This is a genomic window from Agrobacterium sp. 719_389, from assembly GCF_900188475.1.
Classification (GTDB): domain Bacteria; phylum Pseudomonadota; class Alphaproteobacteria; order Rhizobiales; family Rhizobiaceae; genus Agrobacterium; species Agrobacterium radiobacter.
In genome coordinates this window covers 120432-142817 of record NZ_FYEM01000014.1, presented here as the reverse complement: position 1 = coordinate 142817, position 22386 = coordinate 120432, and the positions used below count along the sequence as shown (strand labels likewise).

General features: G+C 60.8%; 20 protein-coding genes and 1 pseudogene. 10 read left to right on the top strand and 11 right to left on the bottom strand.

Annotated elements, in window-relative coordinates:
* Window positions 1-28: 28 nt before the first annotated feature.
* Window positions 29-832: a hypothetical protein gene (locus tag CFB10_RS22410; protein ID WP_020008909.1), complete on the bottom strand. Its 804-nt coding sequence runs from the start codon at window positions 830-832 to the stop codon at window positions 29-31.
* A 101-nt stretch (window positions 833-933) separates the two neighbouring features.
* Here CFB10_RS22410 and CFB10_RS22405 point away from each other — a divergent pair.
* Window positions 934-1734: pseudogene (locus CFB10_RS22405) on the top strand (linear amide C-N hydrolase); the annotation flags it as partial.
* A 221-nt stretch (window positions 1735-1955) separates the two neighbouring features.
* Here the strand turns inward: CFB10_RS22405 and CFB10_RS22400 are convergent.
* Entirely contained in the window at window positions 1956-2315 is a 360-nt protein-coding gene (locus CFB10_RS22400; protein WP_026363340.1) for a VOC family protein, read from the bottom strand.
* A 292-nt stretch (window positions 2316-2607) separates the two neighbouring features.
* Here CFB10_RS22400 and CFB10_RS22395 point away from each other — a divergent pair, with 292 nt between their 5' ends.
* The 3 genes from CFB10_RS22395 (at window position 2608) to CFB10_RS22385 (ending at window position 4240) form a co-directional block, all read left to right on the top strand.
* The gene (locus CFB10_RS22395; RefSeq protein WP_020008912.1) at window positions 2608-3207 is read left to right on the top strand and encodes a superoxide dismutase; all 600 of its coding nucleotides are present in this window, start codon (window positions 2608-2610) and stop codon (window positions 3205-3207) included.
* Between the two features lie 104 nt (window positions 3208-3311).
* Complete coding sequence (fdxA, locus tag CFB10_RS22390; protein WP_020008913.1) at window positions 3312-3647, top strand: ferredoxin FdxA; 336 nt, start codon at window positions 3312-3314, stop codon at window positions 3645-3647.
* A gap of 11 nt (window positions 3648-3658) precedes the next feature.
* Window positions 3659-4240, top strand: a complete 582-nt coding sequence (locus CFB10_RS22385) for a flavin reductase family protein (protein WP_020008914.1) — start codon at window positions 3659-3661, stop codon at window positions 4238-4240.
* Between the two features lie 35 nt (window positions 4241-4275).
* On the opposite strand, the gene CFB10_RS22380 is transcribed toward CFB10_RS22385, so the two are convergent.
* Entirely contained in the window at window positions 4276-5220 is a 945-nt protein-coding gene (locus tag CFB10_RS22380; protein WP_020008915.1) for an AraC family transcriptional regulator, read from the bottom strand.
* Between the two features lie 81 nt (window positions 5221-5301).
* Here CFB10_RS22380 and CFB10_RS22375 point away from each other — a divergent pair, with 81 nt between their 5' ends.
* On the top strand, window positions 5302-6051 hold the full coding sequence (locus tag CFB10_RS22375; protein ID WP_020008916.1) for an SDR family oxidoreductase: 750 nt from the start codon (window positions 5302-5304) through the stop codon (window positions 6049-6051).
* Between the two features lie 61 nt (window positions 6052-6112).
* On the opposite strand, the gene CFB10_RS22370 is transcribed toward CFB10_RS22375, so the two are convergent.
* From CFB10_RS22370 to CFB10_RS22345, 6 genes are all read right to left on the bottom strand, one after another.
* A complete protein-coding gene (locus CFB10_RS22370; RefSeq protein ID WP_020008917.1) occupies window positions 6113-6898 on the bottom strand; it encodes an inositol monophosphatase family protein in 786 nt (261 codons plus the stop codon).
* The gene (locus CFB10_RS22365; RefSeq protein ID WP_020008918.1) at window positions 6895-7791 is read right to left on the bottom strand and encodes a glycerophosphodiester phosphodiesterase family protein; all 897 of its coding nucleotides are present in this window, start codon (window positions 7789-7791) and stop codon (window positions 6895-6897) included. Before CFB10_RS22365 ends, CFB10_RS22370 begins: the two co-directional genes overlap by 4 nt.
* 46 nt (window positions 7792-7837) lie before the next feature.
* Window positions 7838-8701, bottom strand: coding sequence for an ABC transporter permease (locus CFB10_RS22360; RefSeq protein WP_026363343.1), 864 nt, complete (start codon window positions 8699-8701; stop codon window positions 7838-7840).
* The gene (locus CFB10_RS22355; protein ID WP_026363344.1) at window positions 8701-9555 is read right to left on the bottom strand and encodes an ABC transporter permease; all 855 of its coding nucleotides are present in this window, start codon (window positions 9553-9555) and stop codon (window positions 8701-8703) included. The genes CFB10_RS22360 and CFB10_RS22355 overlap by 1 nt, the downstream gene beginning before the upstream one ends.
* The gene (locus tag CFB10_RS22350; protein WP_020008921.1) at window positions 9555-10595 is read right to left on the bottom strand and encodes an ABC transporter ATP-binding protein; all 1041 of its coding nucleotides are present in this window, start codon (window positions 10593-10595) and stop codon (window positions 9555-9557) included. The genes CFB10_RS22355 and CFB10_RS22350 overlap by 1 nt, the downstream gene beginning before the upstream one ends.
* Window positions 10596-10682: 87 nt before the next feature.
* On the bottom strand, window positions 10683-11912 hold the full coding sequence (locus tag CFB10_RS22345; RefSeq protein ID WP_020008922.1) for an extracellular solute-binding protein: 1230 nt from the start codon (window positions 11910-11912) through the stop codon (window positions 10683-10685).
* A 145-nt stretch (window positions 11913-12057) separates the two neighbouring features.
* Here CFB10_RS22345 and CFB10_RS22340 point away from each other — a divergent pair, with 145 nt between their 5' ends.
* The 5 genes from CFB10_RS22340 to CFB10_RS22320 all read left to right on the top strand — a co-directional run bounded on the left by CFB10_RS22340 (window position 12058) and on the right by CFB10_RS22320 (window position 18723).
* Entirely contained in the window at window positions 12058-13206 is a 1149-nt protein-coding gene (locus CFB10_RS22340) for an ROK family transcriptional regulator (protein WP_020008923.1), read from the top strand.
* 197 nt (window positions 13207-13403) lie between these two features.
* Window positions 13404-13910, top strand: coding sequence for an RNA polymerase sigma factor (locus tag CFB10_RS22335; RefSeq protein WP_020008924.1), 507 nt, complete (start codon window positions 13404-13406; stop codon window positions 13908-13910).
* Between the two features lie 84 nt (window positions 13911-13994).
* Window positions 13995-14963, top strand: coding sequence for a FecR family protein (locus tag CFB10_RS22330; RefSeq protein ID WP_020008925.1), 969 nt, complete (start codon window positions 13995-13997; stop codon window positions 14961-14963).
* A gap of 107 nt (window positions 14964-15070) precedes the next feature.
* Complete coding sequence (locus CFB10_RS22325; protein ID WP_020008926.1) at window positions 15071-17500, top strand: TonB-dependent siderophore receptor; 2430 nt, start codon at window positions 15071-15073, stop codon at window positions 17498-17500.
* Window positions 17500-18723: an MFS transporter gene (locus CFB10_RS22320; protein WP_020008927.1), complete on the top strand. Its 1224-nt coding sequence runs from the start codon at window positions 17500-17502 to the stop codon at window positions 18721-18723. The genes CFB10_RS22325 and CFB10_RS22320 overlap by 1 nt, the downstream gene beginning before the upstream one ends.
* Window positions 18724-18779: 56 nt before the next feature.
* Here the strand turns inward: CFB10_RS22320 and CFB10_RS22315 are convergent, their stop codons facing one another.
* Window positions 18780-20762 carry a phosphatase PAP2 family protein gene (locus CFB10_RS22315; RefSeq protein ID WP_020008928.1) on the bottom strand — a complete coding sequence of 661 codons (1983 nt, stop codon included), beginning with the start codon at window positions 20760-20762 and terminating at the stop codon, window positions 18780-18782.
* Window positions 20763-21014: 252 nt separating this feature from the next.
* A complete protein-coding gene (locus tag CFB10_RS22310; protein ID WP_026363346.1) occupies window positions 21015-22295 on the bottom strand; it encodes an ABC transporter substrate-binding protein in 1281 nt (426 codons plus the stop codon).
* Between the last annotated feature and the right edge of the window lie 91 nt (window positions 22296-22386).

Here is a 22386-nt window from a genome sequence, read left to right as displayed (position 1 = left end):
GTGTCAAGGCCACTCCGTGGGCAAAGGGTCAGAACCGGTAGGTCAACCCGACAACCGGTCCACTCAGCCGGGAATCAAAAACATAACCATCGTGTGAGTAATCCACATCGAGCACCTTGTAGCCCGCCGAGACCGACAATGTGTCGGTAAAGATGTAGTTGACCGTTGCGAGCGCTGACCAGGTAAGATCTGATCCCGCTCCAAAACCACCGATATCCACCTGCCCCTGAACGGACAGCTTGTCCGTCAGGCTGAAAAAGGCGCGCACTCCGATGACGGGATCGATCCAGCCGAAACTCTCCCTATGACTGGCGGAGGCGCTTCCAATCAAGGGATGGCTGGCGGTTACCGCAACGTCATTGGAAATGTGCCAGAAGCGCGCACCGGCAAGCGCGTCGAGGGACCATCCGTCAGCATCGATGACTCGGTAACCTGCCTGAAGGGTCGCCATGAATTCCTGTGTGTCCACATTTGCATCGATGGCGGCACCGGCCGGCAAGGTTGGTAAACCCGGAATTTGCAGCGCCGGCAACGGACCGGCCGCCTTACTGTCGGTGGTATCGACGTACATCAAATCGCCGGAAAGGACGAAACGGTCGTAACGCCCCCAGATGTTGAGAAACCCACCGAAATTTAGATCATCCATGACATCTGAAAAGGATTTTTCCACATGGAGCGTCGGTGCACGCTGGAACGGCGATACGTTGCCATTCAAACCAGTCGCCCATAGATAACCCGTGGCCTGAAACGCCCAGTCGGTGCTGTCATCAACCTTTGCGGGCGTGGAAGCTACGTTGTCCGCACCTGCGGCTGCGGTTGCGGAAAAAGCCATAACGGCCGCAAAAACTGATAATTTTAGCAATGCTTTCTCCCCAATTAATCGCCCGTAGCTAAGCTTGTTTGACTCTCGCCAACAAGTCCGATTTTCTATCATACGCTGTATCCACGACAGACGGCATGAATGAAGCCGGACTTGCTGCAAACGTCCTCTGGCTGGTCGAATCGAGTTACCCCGCTTATGACGGAAAAACGCCGGGCCTGTCGATCGCCGCCTGGGCGCAATATGTGCTCGATAATTTCGCGACCGTCGAAGAGGCGGTCAGCGCACTAGAGAAGAACCCCTTCACCATCGTGACCGACAATGTGCCGGGCGAAGAACGCCTGGCGACCTTGCACCTTTCCCTTTCGGATGCGAGCGGCGACAGCGCAATCGTTGAATACATCGATGGCAAGCAGGTCATCCATCACGGCCGTCAGTATCAGGTGATGACCAATTCGCCGATCTTCGACCACCAACTGGCGCTCAACGAATATTGGAAGCAGATCGGCGGTACTGTCATGCTGCCGGGCACCAACCGCGCATCGGACCGGTTTGCCCGCGCCTCTTTCTACGCCAATGCCATTCCCAAGAGCGAGAACCCTGTCGAAGCCATCGCGAGCGTCTTCAGCGTCATCCGCAACGTCTCCGTTCCCTACGGCATCACCACGCCGGACCAGCCGAATATTTCCTCGACCCGCTGGCGCACGGTGATAGATCACAAACGCAAACTCTATTTCTTCGAATCGGCGCTGACGCCGAACATTTTCTGGATCGACATGACGAAACTCGATCTCTCGAAAGAAACCGGTGCGGTCAAGAAACTCGACCTCGGCCCCAATCAAATCCATATCTATTCGGGCATGGCGAATGAGAGCCTGAAGGACACCAAACCCTTCAAGTTCCTCGGGCTTTGAGGGCGTCGATCTTGCCGCAAGGCAAGTAAGCGATTGGATTGAGATGGTGGAACGCGTCCGGCAATGATCGGAATCTCCCGGGTCAGGATTGGGTTTGCCCAATCTGAGAGCCTCTTCCTCGAAAGCAAATTTCGAAAGGGCGCAGCCATCAATCCGGCGTCAACTGTCGCGCTAGGGAGGCACTTACCGTCCGGCTCCATACGTGGTGAGCACAAACGTCGTCAGCTCTGAGCGGGCTCCCACAATTCCACCGGATTGCCTTCCGGGTCATGTATCCTGGCGAAACGTCCGACCTCCGAATCCCATTCGGCCCGAGTTTCAACCTCTATACCTTCGGCCGTCATCTTCGCGATGAGGGCATCGAGATCATCCACCCGAAAATTGATCATCCATTGCTGTTCAACACGGCCGAAATAATCGCTGTCTCTGGCGAAAGGCCCAAAAATCGTCATCCCGGCCTCCTGTCGCCATACGGATATGTGCAGATTGTCGATGCCGAGATGTCTCTGATACCATTCGGCCAGGCCGGCTGGATCCGCCGCCCGGAAGAACACACCGCCAATTCCAACGGCTCTCGCCATGAATTTCTCCCTCTCATCGATAACGGAAGCCATGCTGCGCAGTCGCTCCCAAAATATCAAGCAGAACGGCAGTTGCAGAGGCCATTAAGACCGATGGAGCATAGTGGCTCTGCTCTGCCGGAGCCACTCTACCGAATCCAAAAGCGCTTTCTTCCCGCTTGCTCGCCAGCGTCGCGTGGTCTTTAAAAAAACCTCTTGACCTGAACCATGGTTGAGGTCCTAGAAGTGGTGTCACCTTGTTTTCGCAAGGCTTTTCCCATGCTCTTGAGCAAACAGTGACAAAGGATACTCCATGGCTTTCCAGCTTCCCGACCTCCCTTACGCCCATGATGCGCTCGCCCCCTCGGGCATGTCCGAGGAGACGCTGAAGTTCCATCATGATCTTCATCACAAGGCCTATGTCGATAATCTCAACAAGGCGATATCAGGCACCGAATGGGAAAACAGGAGCCTCGAAGAGATCGTCCGTGGCGCCTATGAGAAGGGCGCGGTGGCGCAATCCGGCATCTTCAACAATGCCTCCCAGCACTGGAACCACAATCTGTTCTGGGAAATCATGGGGCCGGAAAACCACGCGATCCCGAAGGTGCTGGAAGAGGCCTTGACGCAGTCCTTCGGCTCGATCGCGTTGTTCAAACAGAATTTCGCGCTCGCCGGCGCTTCCCAGTTCGGCTCGGGCTGGGCGTGGCTGGTGGTGGACACCGATGGTTCGCTGAAGATCACCCGCACCGAAAACGGGGTCAATCCGCTGTGCTTCGGGCAGAAGGCGCTTCTCGGCTGCGATGTCTGGGAACACAGCTATTATATCGATTTCCGCAACAAGCGCCCCGCTTACCTCGAAAACTTCCTCGACAAGCTGGTGAACTGGCAGGCGGTTGCCGCCCGCCTTTGATTTGAGCCCCACCGATCCGGCCGGTCCCGCTGCCCTGTGCGGCTGGCCGGATCAGGCGCAGCCGGACAGCCGCCGTCCGGCTGCAACTCCCTTCGAGCGTCTCAATGCCCTATGTCGTCACCGAAAACTGCATCGCCTACAAATATATGGACTGCGTGGAAGTCTGTCCGGTCGAGTGTTTCTACGAAGGTGAGAACATGCTCGTCATTCATCCCGATCAGTGCATCGACTGCGGGATCTGCGAGGGGCAATGTCCCGCCGCCGCGATCCGGCCGGATACCGAAGCCGGACTGCATGCCTGGCTCGACCTCAATCGCCACTATTCCGGCATCTGGCCACGGGTGCACGAGAAAAGGTCACCGCCTGACAATGCCGACATCATGAATGGCGCTGCGGCAAAACTATCCATTTTTTCGAAAAATCCGGGAGCGGGCGGTTAGCCCGGCACGTCATGTCTCATAATTTCAGGCTGATCGCCGGCGGCGTCGTCAATCACGCGCATATTCCGCTGAAAGCCTGCGCGTCTCCGATGATCTCCCCGCGTGAATTCAAGGATTCGATGGCCGGCCTTGCCTTCACCGTGGCCGTAGCCACGGCCGCCCATGCCGGCGAGCGGATCGGGCGAACAATCACCTCCTTCATGCCGCTCAGCGCGGAACCGCCGCTGCTGATGATCTCCATCGACGCCAGCAGCCGCATGGTCGATCTCATCGCCGCGAGCAGGCGATTTTCCGTTGCGGCACTGGCCGGAGGACAGGAGGAGATTGCCGATGCCTTTGCGGGAAAGGCAAATCACCCGGACCGGTTCAGCATCGGAGACTGGGATACCTGGCCATCAGGAAGCCCGAGGCTTGCCGATGCGCTGTTATCCATGGATTGCGAACTTGTCGGTTCCATCGACGCCGCAAACCACATCCTGTTCGTGGGCGGTATCATCGAGGCTGCCAAAAATCCGCTGAGCAAAGCCCTGCTGTGGAGCGAACGCGCCTATACCGGCACGGATCAAGGCTACCCCACCCTTCCGTCTCGATAATCGGAAAAGGCTCTCACCGCCATGACCGGCAACCGCTAGAGGAAATCCGCCTGCTTTCGGCGCCCGTCGCCGTTGGCGCGGGCAAAGCCGCCCGGCGCGACACCCGTTCTCCTGCGGAAAGCGGTGCTGAATGCGCTGACGGATTCATAACCGATCTCCTCCGCGATATGATCGAGAGACTTTATCCCGCGCATCAGCGCGTCTCTGGCAAGCGCCATCCGCCAGCGGGCCAGATATTCGATCGGCGCGCAGCCGAGCGTTTCATGAAAACGCGCCGCGAAAGCCGAGCGCGACATGCCGGCTATCCCGGCCAGTTCGGCCACGGTCCAGTGCGCGCGGATATTGGCGTGTATGGCGGACAATGCACGGGCAAGCCCGGGCAAACGCATCCCCTTCACCAGCCCCGCCGGAATTGCCTCGCTGCCCGCGTTCGGCCGACGCAGCACTTCAACCAGCAGAACCTCCAGCATGCGCCGGATGATCAGCTCTTTGCCTGCATCCTCGCGCGCGCATTCTTCCGACAGCAACTCGATCAGGCGCGCCAGCCGGGAGGCTCCGACCTCACCCGCCGGCACATGGATCAGATCGGGCATCAGCGACAGCAGAAGCGCCGCATTGACCCGCTCGAACGTGAAGCTTCCTCCCAGCGCGACAAAATCAGGCTCCCCTTCCTGTTCACCATGCCGCACCGCCCGGCCTTGCGGCTCGACCGGAATACACTCGACGTCGGTATCGCTGCAAAGCGAGAAGGCGGGCGTGGAGGGCAAAAGCAGAAAATCACCCGTCGTCAACCGCAGGGGCTCCCGGCCATCGATCATGACCCAGGCCGCACCGGCCAGAACGACGGCAAAACCCGGTGCGTCATAGGCGCGATAACGCACACCCCACCGGCCCCGGCCGGAGATCGGTTTGGAAACGGCGGCGCTCGGCCGCAAGAGATCGATGATATCGCTAAGAGGATCCACTGTCTGGACGATCAATAATAAATTTCGGTGCTAAGATGATATATCATCCAAAACGCTGGGTCTATGTCAGGTCATATCGAACAATGGAGACTTACGATGACCAAGACGATCCTCATCACCGGCACCTCATCCGGCTATGGCAAGGCGACCGCCGAATTTTTCCTCTCGCGTGGCTGGAATGTCGTTGCGACCATGCGGCGTCCGGATCCCGATCGCTTCGGCGGCGATAAGGACCGGTTGCGCATCCTGCCGCTGGATGTGGCGGACGAACAAAGTATCGCTGCCCTGATCGATGCGGCAGGTCCGGTCGATGTGCTGGTGAACAATGCCGGCATTGGCATGGTCGGCGCTTTCGAAGCAACGCCCATGTCGGCAATCCGCACGATCTTCGACACCAACAGCTTTGGTGTGATGGCAATGACGCAGGCGATCATTCCCCAGATGCGAAAGCGCCGGTCCGGCGCGATCATCAACGTCACATCCAGCGCCACGCTCGCGTCCTTTCCACTCGCCGCCGCTTATACCGCCAGCAAGCAGGCAATCGAAGGTTTTTCCGGTTCGCTTGCGCATGAACTCGGTCATTTCAATATCCGCGTGAAGCTGGTGGAACCGGGCTATGCGCCGACCACCCGTTTCACGACAAATGCCATCCTTCCGCTGGAAGAGCTGCTGCCGGACGATTACATGGACTTCGCGGGCCCAATTCTCGAAGGCTTCGCCAAACCGGCCATGACAACCAGGGAACAGGATGTCGCCGAAGCGATCTGGAGCGCCGCCCATGATGTGTCCGGCCAGCTCCGTTTTCCCGCTGGCCCTGACGCAATTGCGCTGGCCCGGGCGAAGTGACGCCCGAAAGCGGCGGATGGCAGATGTTTCAGCAACACCTGCCATCGTCTTTCACAAGTGCTCACGCAGGTTCCGCCGGCACTTTTTCTGCGATCTGCGGCCACAATCCCTCCGTCACCGACATCAGCGCCGGCGTTGCGGCCGCGACCCATGGGATGCCGCTGCCGGGGCGCGTTCCGATACGGACATCGAGACCCGCTTCCCGTGCGAGAACGACGCCGCCGGCGATATCCCACATGGTCGTCAGCTTCTGCAGATGGCCGTCGAAGACGCCGCGTGCGGCAAAGGCAAGGCCGATCGATGTCGAGCGGATGGATTCCACCACCCAGCCCGCATGCCTGAGCCCGACGTTGAGAGCCGCCACTTCTTCCGCATCGGCGGCGGCGCTGTCGCCGAGCGACATGACCTGCACATCCTCGAAAGGCACATGGCGGGCAAGGGGCTTGCCGTTCAGCATCAGCCCGGTCCCCTCCGCCGCCGCATAGATATGACCGAAGACCGGCATGGCAACGACGCCGAGTTCCGGCCGGCCGTTGCGCACGAAGCCGAGCGAGATGCCCCAGAGCGGCGAACCGCGCAGGAAATTCGCGGTGCCGTCGATGGGATCAATGATCCAGTAGGCGTCATCGGCCACGCCGCCCATTTCTTCACCGAGCACGGTTTCGCCAGGAAAAGCAGCCGCCAGACGGTCACGCACCAGTCGTTCGACCGTGGTGTCGGCGTCCGAAACGAAATCCTTAAAGCCCTTCGTCCGGGTGGCGATGGCGTCGCGCGCCTCGAAAAAGCGAAGGGCAAGGCCCATCGCTTCCTCGATAATGGCGACGGCGCGTTCGAGACGCTCGCTCATCGTGTCCACGCCCTGCCCGTCTCGCCGGCGCCCGCCTTCAGCCAGCTGGTAAAGGCTTCGACTTCATCGGTCTGGATCGCACCGACGCCAGCCTCGGCTAGAGCGCCCCACACGGCTTCGGGATTTGAAAGCGCCCGCGTATCGTTGAAATCGAGGCAATGGGAAACGTCGAGCGAATTGATCCACAGGCGGATATTCTGGCGCTCCATCTCCACACGGCCTTCGGTGAGATCGGCGATATCGGTGAATTTCACCTCGATCATCGGCGCCTTCAATGCCTCGATGCGGCGCAGATCCTCGGCGAACCTGCCTTTTCTCACCGGAAACATCGGCATATGCGGAATCTTGCCGAACCAGTCGGTGTCCAACACCTCGAAACGGCTGGCCTCGGGATCGATATCGGTCTTGACCAGCACCTGGTCTTCAACACCGAGCCGCAGCACGGTTTCCATGACCTGCGGCAGATCGCGGGTGAATTTGGTGTCGATATTGACGGTAATCTTGCCGCGCGCCTCCTCCAGCAATTCTTCCAGCGTCGGCACGCATTCCTCGGTCACATCCGCCGCATCGCCACCCGCGCCGGCCTTCAGCTTCGCTGCGCGAACCACCTCAAAAGACAGTGCGCTCACGGTGCCCTTGCCCGTCGTGGTGCGGTCGAGCGTTTCATCGTGAATGACGACCAGCCGACCATCGGCCGTCGCCTGCGTGTCGATCTCGATCATTTCGACACCGGCTGCGACCGCAGCGCGGACGGAGGCGAGCGAGTTCTCCGCTGTGGCCGTCCAGAAACCGCGATGGGCGATGGTCAGGATGGCCGGATTGTCGCGCGAGCAGAGCGCAAGCACATTGCAGGGATTGGCGGTCTTACGGGAGGCTGCAAGAGTTTGGTGCATGGTTTTCACTTTCGGACGTTGCAATTACCGGGTTTGAGCGCCCGGATCAGATTTTCCCCATGCCCGCCGCCATCAGATCGTCGCGCAGGATGCGGCCGGCGATGATGAAGACGATGAGTGCGGGAAGGAGCAGGATGAAGGAAACGATCGAGGCGAGCGGCAGCTGCATCGAATAGGGGTCGAGATACATGTAGAGCTTGATCGGCAGGGTCTCGACAACGGGCGCGCCGACGATGAAGGACTTGTCGAATTCCTCGAAGCTGCCGATGAAGGACATCAGCCCGCCGGCCAGAAGGCCGGGCACCGCAAGCGGCAGGATGATGTGAAAAACGATGCCGACCGTGCCCGCGCCGAGCGAGCGGGCGGCATGGATGAGATCGTCGGGAATGGTCTCCAGCGTCGCCGTCATCAGCCGGATCATCAGCGGCAGGGTGCCGACGATCTGCACGAGAATGACCCCCGTAACCGAATAGGCAAGCCCGAAAAGCAGGAACACCTGCCCGATGCCGACGGCGACGACCAGCCCCGGAATGATGATCGGCGCCAGGATGAAGATTTCCACCAGCCGTTTCAGCCGGAAGGGAAAACGCGCCATGGCCCAGGCCGTGGGCAGCGCAATGGCCGCCGTCAGGAAGGTGACGACGACGGCGATGACGATGCTGTTGATGGCAGCGCGGATGAGGCTCGCATCGCCCAGAATGCCCGCCCAGCGCGCCGTGGTGTAATCCTTCGGCACGACAAGCGGCGGCGACCAGCCGTCGGCGATGCTCCAGAGGAACATCAGCGCCAGCGGCAGGGCAATGGCAAGCGTCAGCGCGCCATAAAGCCCGATGGAGACAAAAATCCGGTCCTCCGCCGCAAAGGCGCGGCGGCGGACAATGGCGTCGTTTTCGATGGCGAGAGTGCTCATCATGCGTCTCCTCGGTTTTGGCCGGGGCCGATGCGGGATGTCAGGGAATAATAGAGAATGAGGACGGAGACCGCGAAGAGGCTCAGCACCATGCCCATGGCATAGACCTGATTGAAACGGCCCTGATTGAACTCCTGGATCATGAGCACCGAAAGAGGCCGGGCCGTCGGCGGGCCGACAATGTCGGGAATGGCATAGGAACCCATGGAGCCGATGAAGGTGAGAAGAATGGCGGCGGTGATGCCAGGCATGGCAAGCGGCACCTCCACGAAGAAAAAGGTCTTCAGCCGCGAAGCGCCAAGCGTGCGCGAAGCGTAACGGATATCCTCGGGAATGGCCGCAAAAGCGCTGGTGATGATCAGCGTCATGAAGGGTATCTGCTTCCAGACGCTGGCGAGAATGACACCGATTCCCCAATCGTCACGCACGAGCTTGGGCAGTTCCAGCCCGAGCGGCGCGACCAGCCGGTCGAGAAAACCGCCCCTTTCGAAAACGACGATCACCATCAGGCCAACGATGATGCCCGGCACCGCCATCGGCAGCTTGTAAAGACCGCTGAACAGTTTTCGCCCGAGAAAGCTCTTGCGGATCAAAAGCGCCAGCGGCACCGAGGCCGCAAGCGAGACGATGACAGGCATGACGCCGTAATAGATGGAGGTCGTAAGACCCCGGAGCATCGAGGCACGGGTGAAAATCCGCTGGTAGAACATCAGCGTGAAGCCGCCATCCTCCTGCCTGAAACTGCCGATCAGCGCCGACAGCAGCGGCCCGCCGAAGAAGACCAGAAGATAACCCACCCCCGGCGCCAGCAGGAGGAGAAGCTGGGCGCGCCTGTCACGGAGAACCCCGGCCATCATGCCGCCTCCCCCGCCATCCTGTCATCGAGAAGATGTACTGAACCGGGAAACTGCAGGGCAACCCTTTTTCCGGCATCGATCAGATTGTCCGCGCCGGACTGGCTGACCCTGATCTGGCGGCCGCCGATCTCGACCGTGTAGAGCGCATTGGCGCCCATGAAGGAGACGGCGCAAACCGTGCCGTCACCGGCCTGATCGGCGCTTATATGGATGTTTTCCGGACGAACGGAAATCTGGACGTTGCCGGCCGCCGCCCGATCAAGCGTCACGGACTGGCCCCAGGGCAATTGCGCCCGCTCGCCCTCGGCGGAGACGGGCAGAAGATTGGTCTGGCCGAGGAAGCCGGCGGTAAAGGCATGTTTCGGCGAGCGGTAAAGCTCGAGCGGCGTGCCGACCTCGACCACACGGCCGGCATTCATGACGACGATCCGGTCAGACATCGCCATGGCCTCGGCCTGATCATGCGTTACATAGAGGCTGGTGGCGCCAATGCGGCGGTGAAGCTCGGTCAGCTCATGGCGCAACGTATCGCGGAGCTTGGCGTCGAGGTTGGAGAGCGGCTCATCGAACAGAAGCAGGTTCGGCTGCATGACGATGGCGCGCGCCAGAGCCACGCGCTGCTGCTGGCCGCCGGACAATTGCCGCGGCATGCGATCCACCAGACCGGTGAGATTGCATATCTCAAGCGCATGGGCGATGCGCCGCGCCCGCTCATCCTTCGCAACCTTCTTCATCTTCAGGCCGAAGCCGAGATTTTTGACGACCGACATATGCGGGAAAAGCGCATAGGACTGGAACACCATGGCGATATCACGCGCCTCCGGCGGCGCCTGATCGATACGCTTGCCGCCAAGCCGGATTTCCCCGCCCGACGGCTGGCTGATGCCGGTGAGGATGCGCAAAAGCGTGGACTTGCCGCAACCCGAGGGGCCGAGAATGGTGACAAATTCGCCCCGCTCAACGGTGATCGATACGGGATGAAGCGCCCGGCTCGCCCCGTAATCCTTACTGATATTGCTTATCTCGAGTTCACTCATGGCGAGGCTCCCTCATATTTTTTGACCAAAGGTCTCCGGACCGTGCAAGCCACTCGCGGCCCGCACGATCCGGCGATCCAGACGGCGTTACTGGTTCAGCACTTTCTCATCGAGCGCCTCGGCAAGCGCCGTCGACATGTCCCAGAAAGCCGGGAGAGACAGGCGCGGATAGACGCTCTGCGGCAGCACATGCTCCTGCACGGCCTTCGGCATCAGATCATTGGTGACATCGGCGCGCGGAGAGCGGGAGGCCTTGTTTTCCAGCTTCCAGAGCTGGAATTCCTTGCTCATCGCCATGTCGATCAGCAGCAGCGCCGCAGCGACGTTCTTCGCATTGGCCGGCACGAACATCGCGTCACCCGAACCGACCTGGCCCTTTTCCAGAAGCGTGACACGAAAACTGTCCGGCAATTGTTTGGTGCCGAGGAAGCTCATGACCTGGTCTTCCCAGACGGTCCCCATGTGAAGCTGCTGGTTATTGATGAGGTTGAGCGTGTCGGCATTGCCATTGGTCAGTTCAGCGACGGCAAGAAGACGGCGGTAATAGTCCCAGACAGGCGTAAGGCACTCGGACTCCATGGCCCAGTCTTCGGCCTGCTGCAGCGTCTGATTATAGTCGGTGAGCTTTGCCCGGCAGTCCCCGGTGAGATAATTGAGCGCCACCGAATAGATGAAACCGCCGCCCGAACCGCCCTTGGTCGGCAGGGTGACGCCAAGGCGCTTCGGGTTCTTTTCCGCCCAGACCAGCAGGTCCTCGAAGCTCTTCGGCACATCCTCGGCCTTCACGAAGGCGGAATCGTAACCGATTGCGGTCTGGTTGAGATGCACCAGCGGGAAGCTGCCGCCATGCGACTTGCCGAAGACGGTTTCGGCCAATTGCGGATTGTAATTGGCCATGTTCGGCAGGATTTTCGTCAGCGGAATATTGCCGACAACGCCCTTGGAGGAGAGAAGCGGATAGCTGCCGCCACCGGCAAAATAGGCATCGACGGGCGAATCCTGGCCGGCCGCCTGCACCGCGATGAGCTGCTGGTTCGCCTGATCGCCCTTCACATCGCTATAAGCGACCTTGATGCCGTATTTGGCTTCGAAACGGCTGATCAACTCTTTCCACGTATCGGCGAAACTGCCGGCGAAATTATACATCGTCACCGCGCCCTCGGCTTTGGCGGCGGGAACGACGATCTCATAGAAATTGTCACGCGTGACCTTCGACAGATCGAAGTCGAGGTTTTTCATGTTGCTGTCTGCCGAAAGGCACGGCGCCGCCGTCGTCGCCAGCGCAAGCGCGGCGATCGCAAGAAATTTCATGCGCATTGAATGGTTCCTCCTGGGGACCCGTTGTTGACCGGCCCCTTATTAATACACTCTAAGTGTAATATTTGTGACAGTCCAGTGAAAAATGCTGTCGCAAACCAATGCCCCATGTTGCCGCCGCTCCGCGCAGCCGTTATCCAAGGCCATGACCACAGATCAGACGCCGCAGCAGACCTTCGACCGCCAGCCGCTTGCCAGCGAAAACGAGCGTCTTATTCTGGACATCGTGCGCCGCCACGGCCCCATTGCCCGCGCATCGATTACCGGCCACACCAACCTCACGCAGCAATCCGTACACCGGCTGATCGAAGGCCTGCTGGAGCGCGGGCTTTTACGCACGGGAGCGCCACTCAAGGGAACACGCGGCCAGCCGAGCCCGACCATTGAGCTGGCGCCGGAGGCGGCCTATTCGCTCGGCATTTCCATCAACACCGACTCGGTGGTGATCTGCATCGCCGATTTTCGCTGCGACGTGATTGTCGAGGAAAAGTTGAAGATGCTTCCGGAGGACCGGGAGGAGACGCTTGCCGCCTTGTCGCTGGCCCTCGAACGGCTGCTGGCGGAGCACGGCATCCCGCGCGAACGCCTGCTTGGTCTCGGTTTTTCCATGTCAGGCTTCTTCGTGTCGGAAGACCGCGCCTTCAACGCCCCGGAACCTCTGCGCGACTGGTCGCTGATGGACCTGAAGCCGATCCTTGAGAAACGGTTCCGCCTGCCGGTCTGGCTGGAAAACAACGCCACCACGGGCGCAATCGGCGAAAGCCTTCGCGGCGTCGGTTCCTGGTGCCAGACCTTCGCCTATCTGTCCTTCAATTATGGTTTCGGCGGCGGACTGGTCCTCGGCGGCCAGCCGTTTCACGGCTTTCATGGCAATGCCGGCGAATTCAGCGGCATATACAGCCCGGATGAATCGTCCAAACGGCCGGCCCTGCAATATCTGATCACCACCCTGCAGAAAAACGGCGTCGACATCCATTCGATCGAGGCGCTTTACCAGCAGTTTGACCCCGCATGGCCGGGCGTCGAGGAATGGCTGACCGAGACGATGCCGCAGGTGGACAGGCTGGTGGCGAGCCTGATCGCGGTCCTTGATCCGCAGGCCATCGTCTTTGGCGGACAATTGCCACGCGCGCTGGGGCAGATGATGATCGAACGCACGCACATGCCCTCCCGGCGCGAACATCGTTACGGTGTCGGGCCGAAGGAGGCGAAGCTGGTTCTCAGCGAAACAAAGGGCGATCCATCCGCCATCGGTGCGGCGCTGCTGCCGCTCAGGGTGCGCTATTTCCTGTAACTCAGCCCAAGCGGCCTGATGTAATCCCGCAACAATCATCACGGAAACGTGAGCCTGATTTCGCCCCCGGTTTTTTACTGGTTGGCAGCTTGCATCCGAAGGCGATAAATATGATTACAAATATCATGTTTATCGCGACATGACGCAGCATATCGAGCTGCTTCATGCGCCAAGCCAATACGTCACCGGGTCGATTGATGAGCAAAGCCCTGTTACAGGTTCTCGATGCCGAGGAGGAAAGCCGCCTGATGCGGTTTTTCCGCCGGCGCCTGCAGAACCGGGAAGACGCTGCCGACGCCATGCAGGAAACCGTGCTGCGGGCGCTGGAGGTTTCTCATGCCACGCTGATCGACAATCCACAGGCCTATCTCTTCCAGATCGCCCGGTCCGTCGCCCGCCTGACAGCCATTCGCCAGTCGCGCGAGCGGCCGTTATTCGCACCTTACGAAGCGGGTTTTGCCGTTGCCTGCGAAGAGCCGGGGCAGGAGCGGATCGTCGCCGGGCGGCAGCACCTTATTTTAATGGCGCGGGCCATCGAGGCCCTGCCCAAGCGTTGCCAGCAGGTCTTCGTGCTCAGCCGCCTGCATGGCCATTCCAATGGCGAAATCGCCGCCCTTCTCGGCATTTCCCGCAACATGGTGGAAAAACACATCATCAAGGCGCTGCTGCACTGCCGTCAGGTCCGCGCGCAAATAAAAATGTAGACCGGCATCAGGTGTTCGCATCCTTTTTCACTCTATAAGGGAAAAGGACCACATCTCAGCACGCAACAAACGGCAGATCAGGACATGAACAAGCGCCCGGACGGTCTGAAGGATAACGGCTTGACCGATGACGCTTTGGCCGAAGAGGCCGCGCTGTGGGTGGCGCGCATGCAATCGGCAGACGCGACGGAAGCGGAGCGCGAGGCGTTTCATGTCTGGCTGCGGGCCGATGCCGCCCATGCTAGCGCCTATGAGGACATGCAGAGCCTCTGGGGCGAGCTTGGCGATATAGAGCTTGCGCCGGTTGAACAGCGAAAACGGCGCGGACCTCGCCGGGCAATGCTGGCGGGTGTTGCCGGTCTCTGCCTCATCGGGCTTGCAGCGATGTTTGTGGAGAAAAGCGGATTGAAGGACCGCTGGCAGGCGGATTATTACACCGAAATCGGCGAAACACGCATGGTTTCGCTGGAAGACGGCAGCCGCGTCAGCCTGAACACCGACACGGCGATTGCGGTTCATTATTCGCAAAAGGAACGGCGCATCACCCTTTTTCGCGGCGAAGCCTATTTCGATGTCGCCAAAAACCCGGAGCGGCCCTTCATCGTCGAGGATGGAGCGCTGACGGCAAAGGCGCTCGGCACCCATTATTCGGTGCGCACCGGCAATGGCGCGCTGCCGCAGGAGGTGCAGGTGGAAGAAGGCCGGGTGGAAGTGACCACAGGCGCCGAGATCGCCGTGCTGACACCCGGAGAGGCCGTTACCCTTGGCGGCGACGGCAGGCTGGTGCGCGCCCGCAAGGATGTCGCCAACAGCATGGCCTGGCGCGAAGGCAAGCTCGTCTTTTCCGGCCAGCCGCTGCGCGAGGTTCTCGATATTCTCTCGCAATATCGCCGGGGCCGCATCGTCATCCTCGATGAGGCGGCGGCGAGACAGCACGTCTCCGGCATCTTCGACCTCAAGGACACGGATCAGGCGCTCACCATTCTCGAAGAGAGCCTTCCCGTTTCGGTATCGCGGCTTTCCGGAATGCTGGTTTTCGTCCGCTCGCGATAAAATAACTTTTTCGCAAATCCGACGTCAGGAGTCGGCCCGCCTTTTCACTCTAGGCAATCAGGACCCGTTTCAGCGGGGGCATGAGATCACGAGTGAGAGGGAATGACATGAATTTGGGCAAGCAGGCACGCGGCTGGTTCTGGCTGACGACGACGGCGATCATCGGGGGTATCGTCGCCGCAGGTCCGGGCGCCACGACCGCCAGCGCGCAGACACCGCCCGCCGCAAGCGGCGCACCCGCCACCGTCACCGTCTCCATTCCCGCAGGGCCGCTGGAAAACGCCATTCTCAGCTTCGGCCGCCAGGCCAATCTGCGCATGGTCTACCCCTCCGCGATCACGAAGGGCCGCAGCACGGCCGGGGTCAAGGGCACGCTCAGCGTATCGGCGGCCGTCAGCGGGCTTCTGGCCGGATCGGGACTGAACTACGCATTGGCCGGCGGCAATACCGTCCGCATTTTCGATCCCGCCAGCCAGACCGGCGAAAGCAGCAGTTCGGCTGCCGCCGGCAGCACCCTGCTTGCGCCGATCACCGTGCAGGGCACCGGCCTTGAAGGCGCCAGGGGCATCATCGAGAGCAATGGCTATGTCGGCAAATCCGGCCGCACCGCCACCAAGACCGATACGCCGGTTGCCGAAACCGCCCAGTCGATCACCACCGTCAGCCGCAAGCAACTCGACGACCTGAAGCCGCAGAACCTCTCGGAAGCGCTGAACTACACGCCCGGCGCGCGCATCGGCCAATATGGCGCGGAGCCGCGTTTCGACGCCTTCAAGGTGCGCGGCACCGATCTCAGCGCCACCGGCATCTTCCGCGACGGCCTGCGGCAGGTCAGCAGCCAGAACGGCAGCGCCCGGCTTGAGCCCTATGGCGTGGAAGCGGTTTCCATCCTGCGCGGCCCGGCCGCCTCCATCTATGGCGCAAGCAGCTCCGGCGGCATTGTCGATATCATCTCGAAACGCCCGACCGAAGAGACGCTGCGCGAGGTGGAGCTGCAATATGGCTCTTTCGGCCGCGTGCAGGGCGCTTTCGATCTTTCCGGCGCCGTCGATGATGAGAAGACCATGCTTTACCGACTGACCGGGGTGGCCCGCGATGGCCGCAACGAAATCAGCGCCATCAAGGACGACCGGCTGTTCATCGCGCCGGCCTTCACCTTCCAGCCGGATGCAGGCACCAAGCTGACGCTGCTCGGCGAATATATGGACAGCACCACCGGCGGCACCTGGGGATACATCAACAATTACGGCAGCGATGGCAAGTCGATCGGCGCGACGCCGGTTTATGGCGGCGATTCCCGTTTTAATGATTTCGAGCAGAAACAATGGCGTATCGGCTATGAGTTCGAGCATGAAATCAACGACAACGTCACCTTCTACAGCAAGGCGCGTTATTCGGCCCTTTCGGCCGACCAGCAATGGGTCTTCGCCAATTATCCCGGCATCACCATCGAGGACAATGAAGGCGTCTCCGCCGACAATTACCTGAAGACAGAATTCGACACCGGCCCGGCAAAACATACGCTGCTGACGGGTATCGACTTCAGCCACATGTCCTACACCTCGAAACAGGGCAACGGCGCCAGCCCCTTCACCGACACCTTCACCTATGTGCCTGATGTGTCGCTGATACTGAAGCAGAGGATGAACACGCTCGGCATCTATGCGCAGGATCAGGTCGAAATCGACCGCTGGCGCCTGACGGCCGGCATTCGTCACGACTGGCTGGACACCGAATATCAGGCCCAGACCGTCGGAGACGCAACGGCTCCCACCTATGACGGCGATGAAACCAAGACGACCGGCCGCGCCAGCCTCGGTTATGTCTTTGACAGCGGCGTGATGCCCTATGTCAGCTACGGCACCTCCTTCGTCGCCAATCCGGGCGTCATCATCACCACGGGAACGGTTACGGGCCAGGCGCAGCCGACGGTCGGCAAGCAATATGAGCTCGGCGTGAAATATGCCCTGCCGCAATATAACGCCCTGCTAAGCGCCGCCTTCTTCAATCTCGATCAGGACAATGCGACGGTCTATGAGACCTCGTCCGGCATCAACCTGCTGCGCCAGCTCGACCTGCGCTCGCGCGGCGTGGAACTCGAAGCCACGGCCTCGCTCGACAATGGCTGGAGCCTCATCGGCTCCTATTCCTATAACGACGTTGAAATTACCAAACTGACGTCGGAAACGGTGGGCAAGCAGCTCAATTCCTCGCCCTATCACACCTTCTCGCTGTGGGCCGATTACGAGTTCCAGAGCGGTGCGCTCGAAGGCCTCGGCATCGGCGCGGGCGTTCGTTATGTCGGATCGAGCTTCGGCGACAACCAGCACACGCCCATTCTCGACAACGAGGCCCGCACCTTCGTCGATGCATCGCTACGCTACGATCTCGGCAAGGCCCTGCCCTCGCTGGAAGGGGTGAAACTGCAGATCAATGCCACCAACCTTCTCGACGAGGTGAAACAGGTCTGCACCACGGGCTTCTGCTATTATGACGAAGGCCGCAAGGTCGTCGGCAGCATCCGGTATCGCTTCTGATGCTGCAGCAGAACCCTGCAAAAACCAAGCCGTCGCCGGCCGCCGTCTTCGTCGCGGTCGGCGGGCTTTATGTCGGCCAGAGCGTGATTGGCGGGCTAACCTTTCTCGGCCTGCCGGCGGTGCTCAGAACCGCCGGGCTGCCGCTGGACCAGATCGGCCTGCTTTATCTCGTCGTTCTGCCTTGGGCGCTGAAATTCCTCTGGTCGCCGCATGTGGAGCGTTACCGGCTGCCGCCCGTCGGCAGGAACCGGTCGCGGGTGATCGTCGGCACGGGCATCGCCGCCTGCGCCTGCGGCCTCGCTGTCCTTGCTTTCACCGGCCCGTCGCCGGTTTCCGTCGCAATCGCCATCCTGTCGGTAATCGCGCTGGTGACGGCGACAGTCGACATCGCCTGCGACGGTTATGCGGTCGAAACGCTGGCGGAAGAGCATCATGGCTGGGGCAATGCCGCACAGGTGGGCGGCTCCTATCTCGGCTCCGCCATCGGCGCCGGCCTGTTTCTGGTGCTGGTGGAGCGCGCCGGCTGGACGAGCGCCACGCTGGTCATGGCCGGGCTCGTCATCCTGCTCGCGCTCCCCTTCCTGCTCGGCCCGGCGGCAAGAACGGTCCCGCAAACACGGGACCACCTGCCATCGATCAAAAACGCGCTCAGGCGACGGGAAGTCCGCACCGGCCTTCTCGTCGCGGCCGTTTATGTCGCGGCGCAGAAATGGGGCCTGGCAATGCTCGGCCCGTTCCTGGTCGATTACGGTTTCGACCTCGCCACCATCGGCGCGCTGAATGGCGTGGGCAGCATGATCGTCGGTTTCGCCGGCGCGCTGCTCGGCGGCACGCTGGTACGCCTCTACGGGGCGTCACGAATCCTGCTCATCGCCATCTTCGTGCAGACGGCACTGTTGTGCCTTTTCGCCTATTTCAGCGTTCATCGCGATATTTCGCAATGGGTCGTCATGGCCGTTGCGGTGGCTAGCTCGTCGGGCATCATGTCCATCGGCTTCGTCGCGCTTTACGCCTGCTTCATGGGCTGGTCCGACCCCCGGCAGGCCGGGGTCGATTTCACCCTGTTCCAGTGCATGGATGGCGTTGTCGGCATGATCGGCGGGCTGGGCGCAGGCGCGATCGCCGAAAAATTCGGCTATCAGGCCTCCTTCATCATTGCCGCCATCGTTTCAGTGCTCGCCGCACCGGTCATCTTCCTGCTGATGCGGCGGCAGGACTCTTGAACCGAACCTCCGGGCGCGGCGGCTTCAACCGCGCCCGGCAGGCCTCTTGCATCGGCCTATTCGACCACCACCGACAGTGCCGAACCGGTATAGACCGGCCGCACCTTCACATTGCCCGCATCGATCGTGGCGAATGTGCCGGTCAGGCCATTGGCGGACAGCACCGCGAGCCGCGTTCCGGCAGCTGGCGCGCCGCCATCAAAAGCAAGCCTCAGCGTCGCGCCGTCCAGCACCGCATTGCCCTTGATCCGCAGTGCAGCCTTTTGCGGATCAAGCGCCAGCGTGCCGCCCGACTGCGCATAGTCGCCGCCGATGACGACGTCCTTCTCTGCCGCAAGGGAGAGCGCGCCGCCCGAGACCAGCACGCCGCCTGTTCCAAGAGCATCGGCGGCGGAAGCCACCAATGTTCCGTCCCTGACAATCGTGCCGCCGCCATAGCTGTTATGGCCGCTGAGCGTCAGCGCCCCGCTGCCGGATTTGACGAGACGCCCTGCCCCGGCGATATCGTTGGTCCATCGGTCCGCCGCATTGAACCCGCCGGCGGCGGCGTCCATGGTCACCTCGACATCGCCGTCAAACGCGCCGTAGCCACCGGCAGCGGCCACCAGGTTGATGCGGCCCCAGCCATTGCTGTCATCGAGCAGCGGATAACCGGCCTCGATGCCGGTGGAAAACAGCACGGCGCGCCGCTCTGCGGCGTCGAGATAGGGCAGACGCGTCTCCAGCAGCACTTCCGCGCCCTTCGGCACCACCATCGGCGCATCTCCCACGGCCTTGTCGCGGCTGAAGGAGAAAGTCATGCGCCGACGATAGTCCACCCCGTTCTTCGCATCATCGGCAAAGCGGTCGGCATCCGGCTTTGCGCCATGGGCGAAATCGACAAGCGACTGCCCCTGCGGCAGACGCTTAGTGAAATAGGCCTGCAAGGCTTCATGCGCCGCCTTCTTCACCTCGGCGTTTTTCGGATCCTGCAGCATGGCCGCAGCCATGGCGGTTGCCGTGATGCGGCCGCCGATCACGTCGAGCGGCGAATGCATGCCGGCGACGATACGGCTCTCGCCGAGTTCGGAGGCCGCCGTCAGTAATTCGGAAAAGCGCTCCGGCGCGGCATAGGCATAAGCGATGGCAGCGAGATAGGCGGCGTTGGTGTGCCCGCTCGGGAAACCGCCATCCTTGCCGCGACCACGGGTTTCACGCGCATATTTCAGTGCCGGCACGATGACACCGGGGTCGCTGTCATAGCTTTCGAATGCGCGGTCGCCGATCGTTTCCTTACCGGTCTCGATCACCTCGCCCTTGGCGTTCATGCGCCAGGGACGCGGTGAGGAATAGAAATATTTGGCCGGCGATGTCGTGCCTTCCGGGCCGCGGATCACCTTCATGAAAGCGACGAAATCCTTCAGCTCGCTATCGGCTGCACCCGCCTCGGTGCCCTTGTCGTCCTCCTTGCGGGTGATGACCTCGTTCGGATCGAAATCGCTAAGCGTATGATTGATCGTCGTCGTCGCGCCTGCCCCTTCGCGATACCATGCGGCAAGCGGGCCCAGGCCGTCGATGACGCTATAGCCCTGCGAACGGCGATCATTCATATAGGCTTCGAAAGCGGCGGCGCGCGTGCGGTTCTCGCCGGTGACGGACAGCACATAACGCATGTTTTCCTGCCAGACAGCGGGATCGACGATCTTCACATGGCTGAAATCCGCCGGGCCGTCGCCATTGGCGCCACCATCGGCCCATTTTTCATCGCCAAGCGTCCAGATGCGATTAAAACCGGAGAGGATTTCAATGATCGGATTATCCCGGTCGTCATAGGCGCGGACATCCTCGCCCTTCTCATTCTTGCCGGTCTGGTTGCGATAATTGTCGGCGAGCGGCAGCGGATATGTCGCGCCCGGTTCCGGCACCGTGATGGCATAGCCACGCCCCACCGGTTGGGCGGCATCGAAAGCCTGCGCGCCGGGAACAAAAACCAGCAAGGCGACCGAGGCGAGCAGGGTCGAGCGTGCGGAAAAGAAAGACGACATCTTCAGTCTGGCCATGACGAATCCTATGATTTTCAGCGAGTGACGCGTGACGAAAACAGGCGGCGCGGCGTTCCGCGCGCCTCATCGTCAGGTTTAAACAAAGCATATTTCAGTTTTTCGATGGGCCGACGGGAACGGCTCCTTGCGGCGGTTCCCTGGCGACGATGCGCCGCCTCCGCAAGGAAACGGCGGAATATGCCCGGAGTATCACTCCGGGCATATCGTCCGACGGCTTCTCCATTCCGCCAAAAGCGGATGGCCGTGCCGTTACTTCTTGACCGCGACAGCCTCGTTGATCTTGGCGACGTCATCCTCCAGAACCTTGTAGGTCTGGTCGAGCGTCAATTCACCGACGATGAGCTGGCTCATGCGCTGCACGATCTGCTGGTACATGGCGCTGCCGCCCTTGGCCCGTTCGAATTCACGCGCGGCCTTCGGCACGTTCTTCTTGTTGTCGAGGAAGACCTTCATCGCCGCCTTGGCGTTTTCGCTCTTCAGCTTGTATTGCGGATCGGCGATTTCCGCGCCGGTCAGGATGACATAGTTTTCGGCGATTTCCCGCTGCACCTTTTCGGAGCCGAGGAATTCGATGAAATGGGCGACATCCTCAGGATATTTGGTGCGCTTGAAGCCGACGATTGCGGTGCCGCCGGGCATGGCGTAGCAGCCGGCATCGCCGCAGGGCGCATTGATCGCGGTCCATTCGAAACCGTCGCCGATCTTGTTCTGGAACGGATTGACCATCCAGTTGCCGGCGAGATAGGTCACGACATTGCCGTTGACGAACTCGTCACCCATGTTCTTGTACTGGGAACCACCGGCGGCACCCCACATTTCCTTGGGGAAGCTGCCGTTCTGCGTCCATGAAAAGAGATCGGCGATGTATTTTTTCGCCGCATCATCAGGGAAGCTGAACTTGCCGTCCTTCACATAGGTCGAGCCATAAGAGAAGGCGCCGCCGGAAAAGCGGTGGCCGGAACGGTCCATGGTGAAGGGGATTTGCACGCCGGTCGACTTGGCGACGCGGGCGGACGCTTCAACGATCTCGCTTAACTTGGCGGTCGGGCCGGGCAAGGGTTCGCCGGCCTGCTCGAACAGCGTCTTGTTGACGAAAGGCAGGTTCAGCGTCTGCGACGCCATATAGCCATTGATCGATTTCGGGTCGTTGACATTGGGCAGGCGAAGCTGGTCAAGGCTGGAACCATGCAGTTTCGCAAAGGCTTCCGCATCCTTCATGTAAGGCCGCATGTCGAGATAATAGGGCGCGAGCTGCCAGTCGGTGATCTTGGCGATGTCAGGGCCCTCGCCCACCGCCAGCTGCACCGGCAGCTGCTTGGAAACGGCGTCATAACCCGACGATACGAAATTGATCTTCACGCCGGGATTGGCCGTCTCGAACTCCTTGCTGAGTTCCGACATGCGCTGCACGTAACCCTGGTCGTCATCGGTAAAAAGGAACGTAATCGTGCGGGTCTCGGCCTGGGCCGTCGCAAGACCGGCGACGGAGGCCACTACGAGGGCGCTGACGCCCGAAAACAGTTTCATCATGCTCATCCTCCCAATGAAAATATTTTCATAAATCGAATGGAAGCTCCTCTGCTTAATTCGATTTATAATGTTTTGCGGCTTGACAGAATAA

Coding starts and splice junctions, on each gene's coding strand:
- CFB10_RS22395 (WP_020008912.1), top strand. CDS start 2,608: ATGGCTTTCCAGCTTCCCGACCTCCCTTACGCCCATGATGCGCTCGCC.
- CFB10_RS22400 (WP_026363340.1), bottom strand. CDS start 2,315: ATGGCGAGAGCCGTTGGAATTGGCGGTGTGTTCTTCCGGGCGGCGGAT.
- CFB10_RS22325 (WP_020008926.1), top strand. CDS start 15,071: ATGAATTTGGGCAAGCAGGCACGCGGCTGGTTCTGGCTGACGACGACG.
- CFB10_RS22375 (WP_020008916.1), top strand. CDS start 5,302: ATGACCAAGACGATCCTCATCACCGGCACCTCATCCGGCTATGGCAAG.
- CFB10_RS22335 (WP_020008924.1), top strand. CDS start 13,404: ATGAGCAAAGCCCTGTTACAGGTTCTCGATGCCGAGGAGGAAAGCCGC.
- CFB10_RS22315 (WP_020008928.1), bottom strand. CDS start 20,762: ATGGCCAGACTGAAGATGTCGTCTTTCTTTTCCGCACGCTCGACCCTG.
- CFB10_RS22365 (WP_020008918.1), bottom strand. CDS start 7,791: ATGCACCAAACTCTTGCAGCCTCCCGTAAGACCGCCAATCCCTGCAAT.
- fdxA (WP_020008913.1), top strand. CDS start 3,312: ATGCCCTATGTCGTCACCGAAAACTGCATCGCCTACAAATATATGGAC.
- CFB10_RS22330 (WP_020008925.1), top strand. CDS start 13,995: ATGAACAAGCGCCCGGACGGTCTGAAGGATAACGGCTTGACCGATGAC.
- CFB10_RS22360 (WP_026363343.1), bottom strand. CDS start 8,701: ATGAGCACTCTCGCCATCGAAAACGACGCCATTGTCCGCCGCCGCGCC.
- CFB10_RS22310 (WP_026363346.1), bottom strand. CDS start 22,295: ATGATGAAACTGTTTTCGGGCGTCAGCGCCCTCGTAGTGGCCTCCGTC.
- CFB10_RS22370 (WP_020008917.1), bottom strand. CDS start 6,898: ATGAGCGAGCGTCTCGAACGCGCCGTCGCCATTATCGAGGAAGCGATG.
- CFB10_RS22385 (WP_020008914.1), top strand. CDS start 3,659: ATGTCTCATAATTTCAGGCTGATCGCCGGCGGCGTCGTCAATCACGCG.
- CFB10_RS22320 (WP_020008927.1), top strand. CDS start 17,500: ATGCTGCAGCAGAACCCTGCAAAAACCAAGCCGTCGCCGGCCGCCGTC.
- CFB10_RS22355 (WP_026363344.1), bottom strand. CDS start 9,555: ATGGCCGGGGTTCTCCGTGACAGGCGCGCCCAGCTTCTCCTCCTGCTG.
- CFB10_RS22350 (WP_020008921.1), bottom strand. CDS start 10,595: ATGAGTGAACTCGAGATAAGCAATATCAGTAAGGATTACGGGGCGAGC.
- CFB10_RS22340 (WP_020008923.1), top strand. CDS start 12,058: ATGACCACAGATCAGACGCCGCAGCAGACCTTCGACCGCCAGCCGCTT.
- CFB10_RS22410 (WP_020008909.1), bottom strand. CDS start 832: ATGGCTTTTTCCGCAACCGCAGCCGCAGGTGCGGACAACGTAGCTTCC.
- CFB10_RS22345 (WP_020008922.1), bottom strand. CDS start 11,912: ATGCGCATGAAATTTCTTGCGATCGCCGCGCTTGCGCTGGCGACGACG.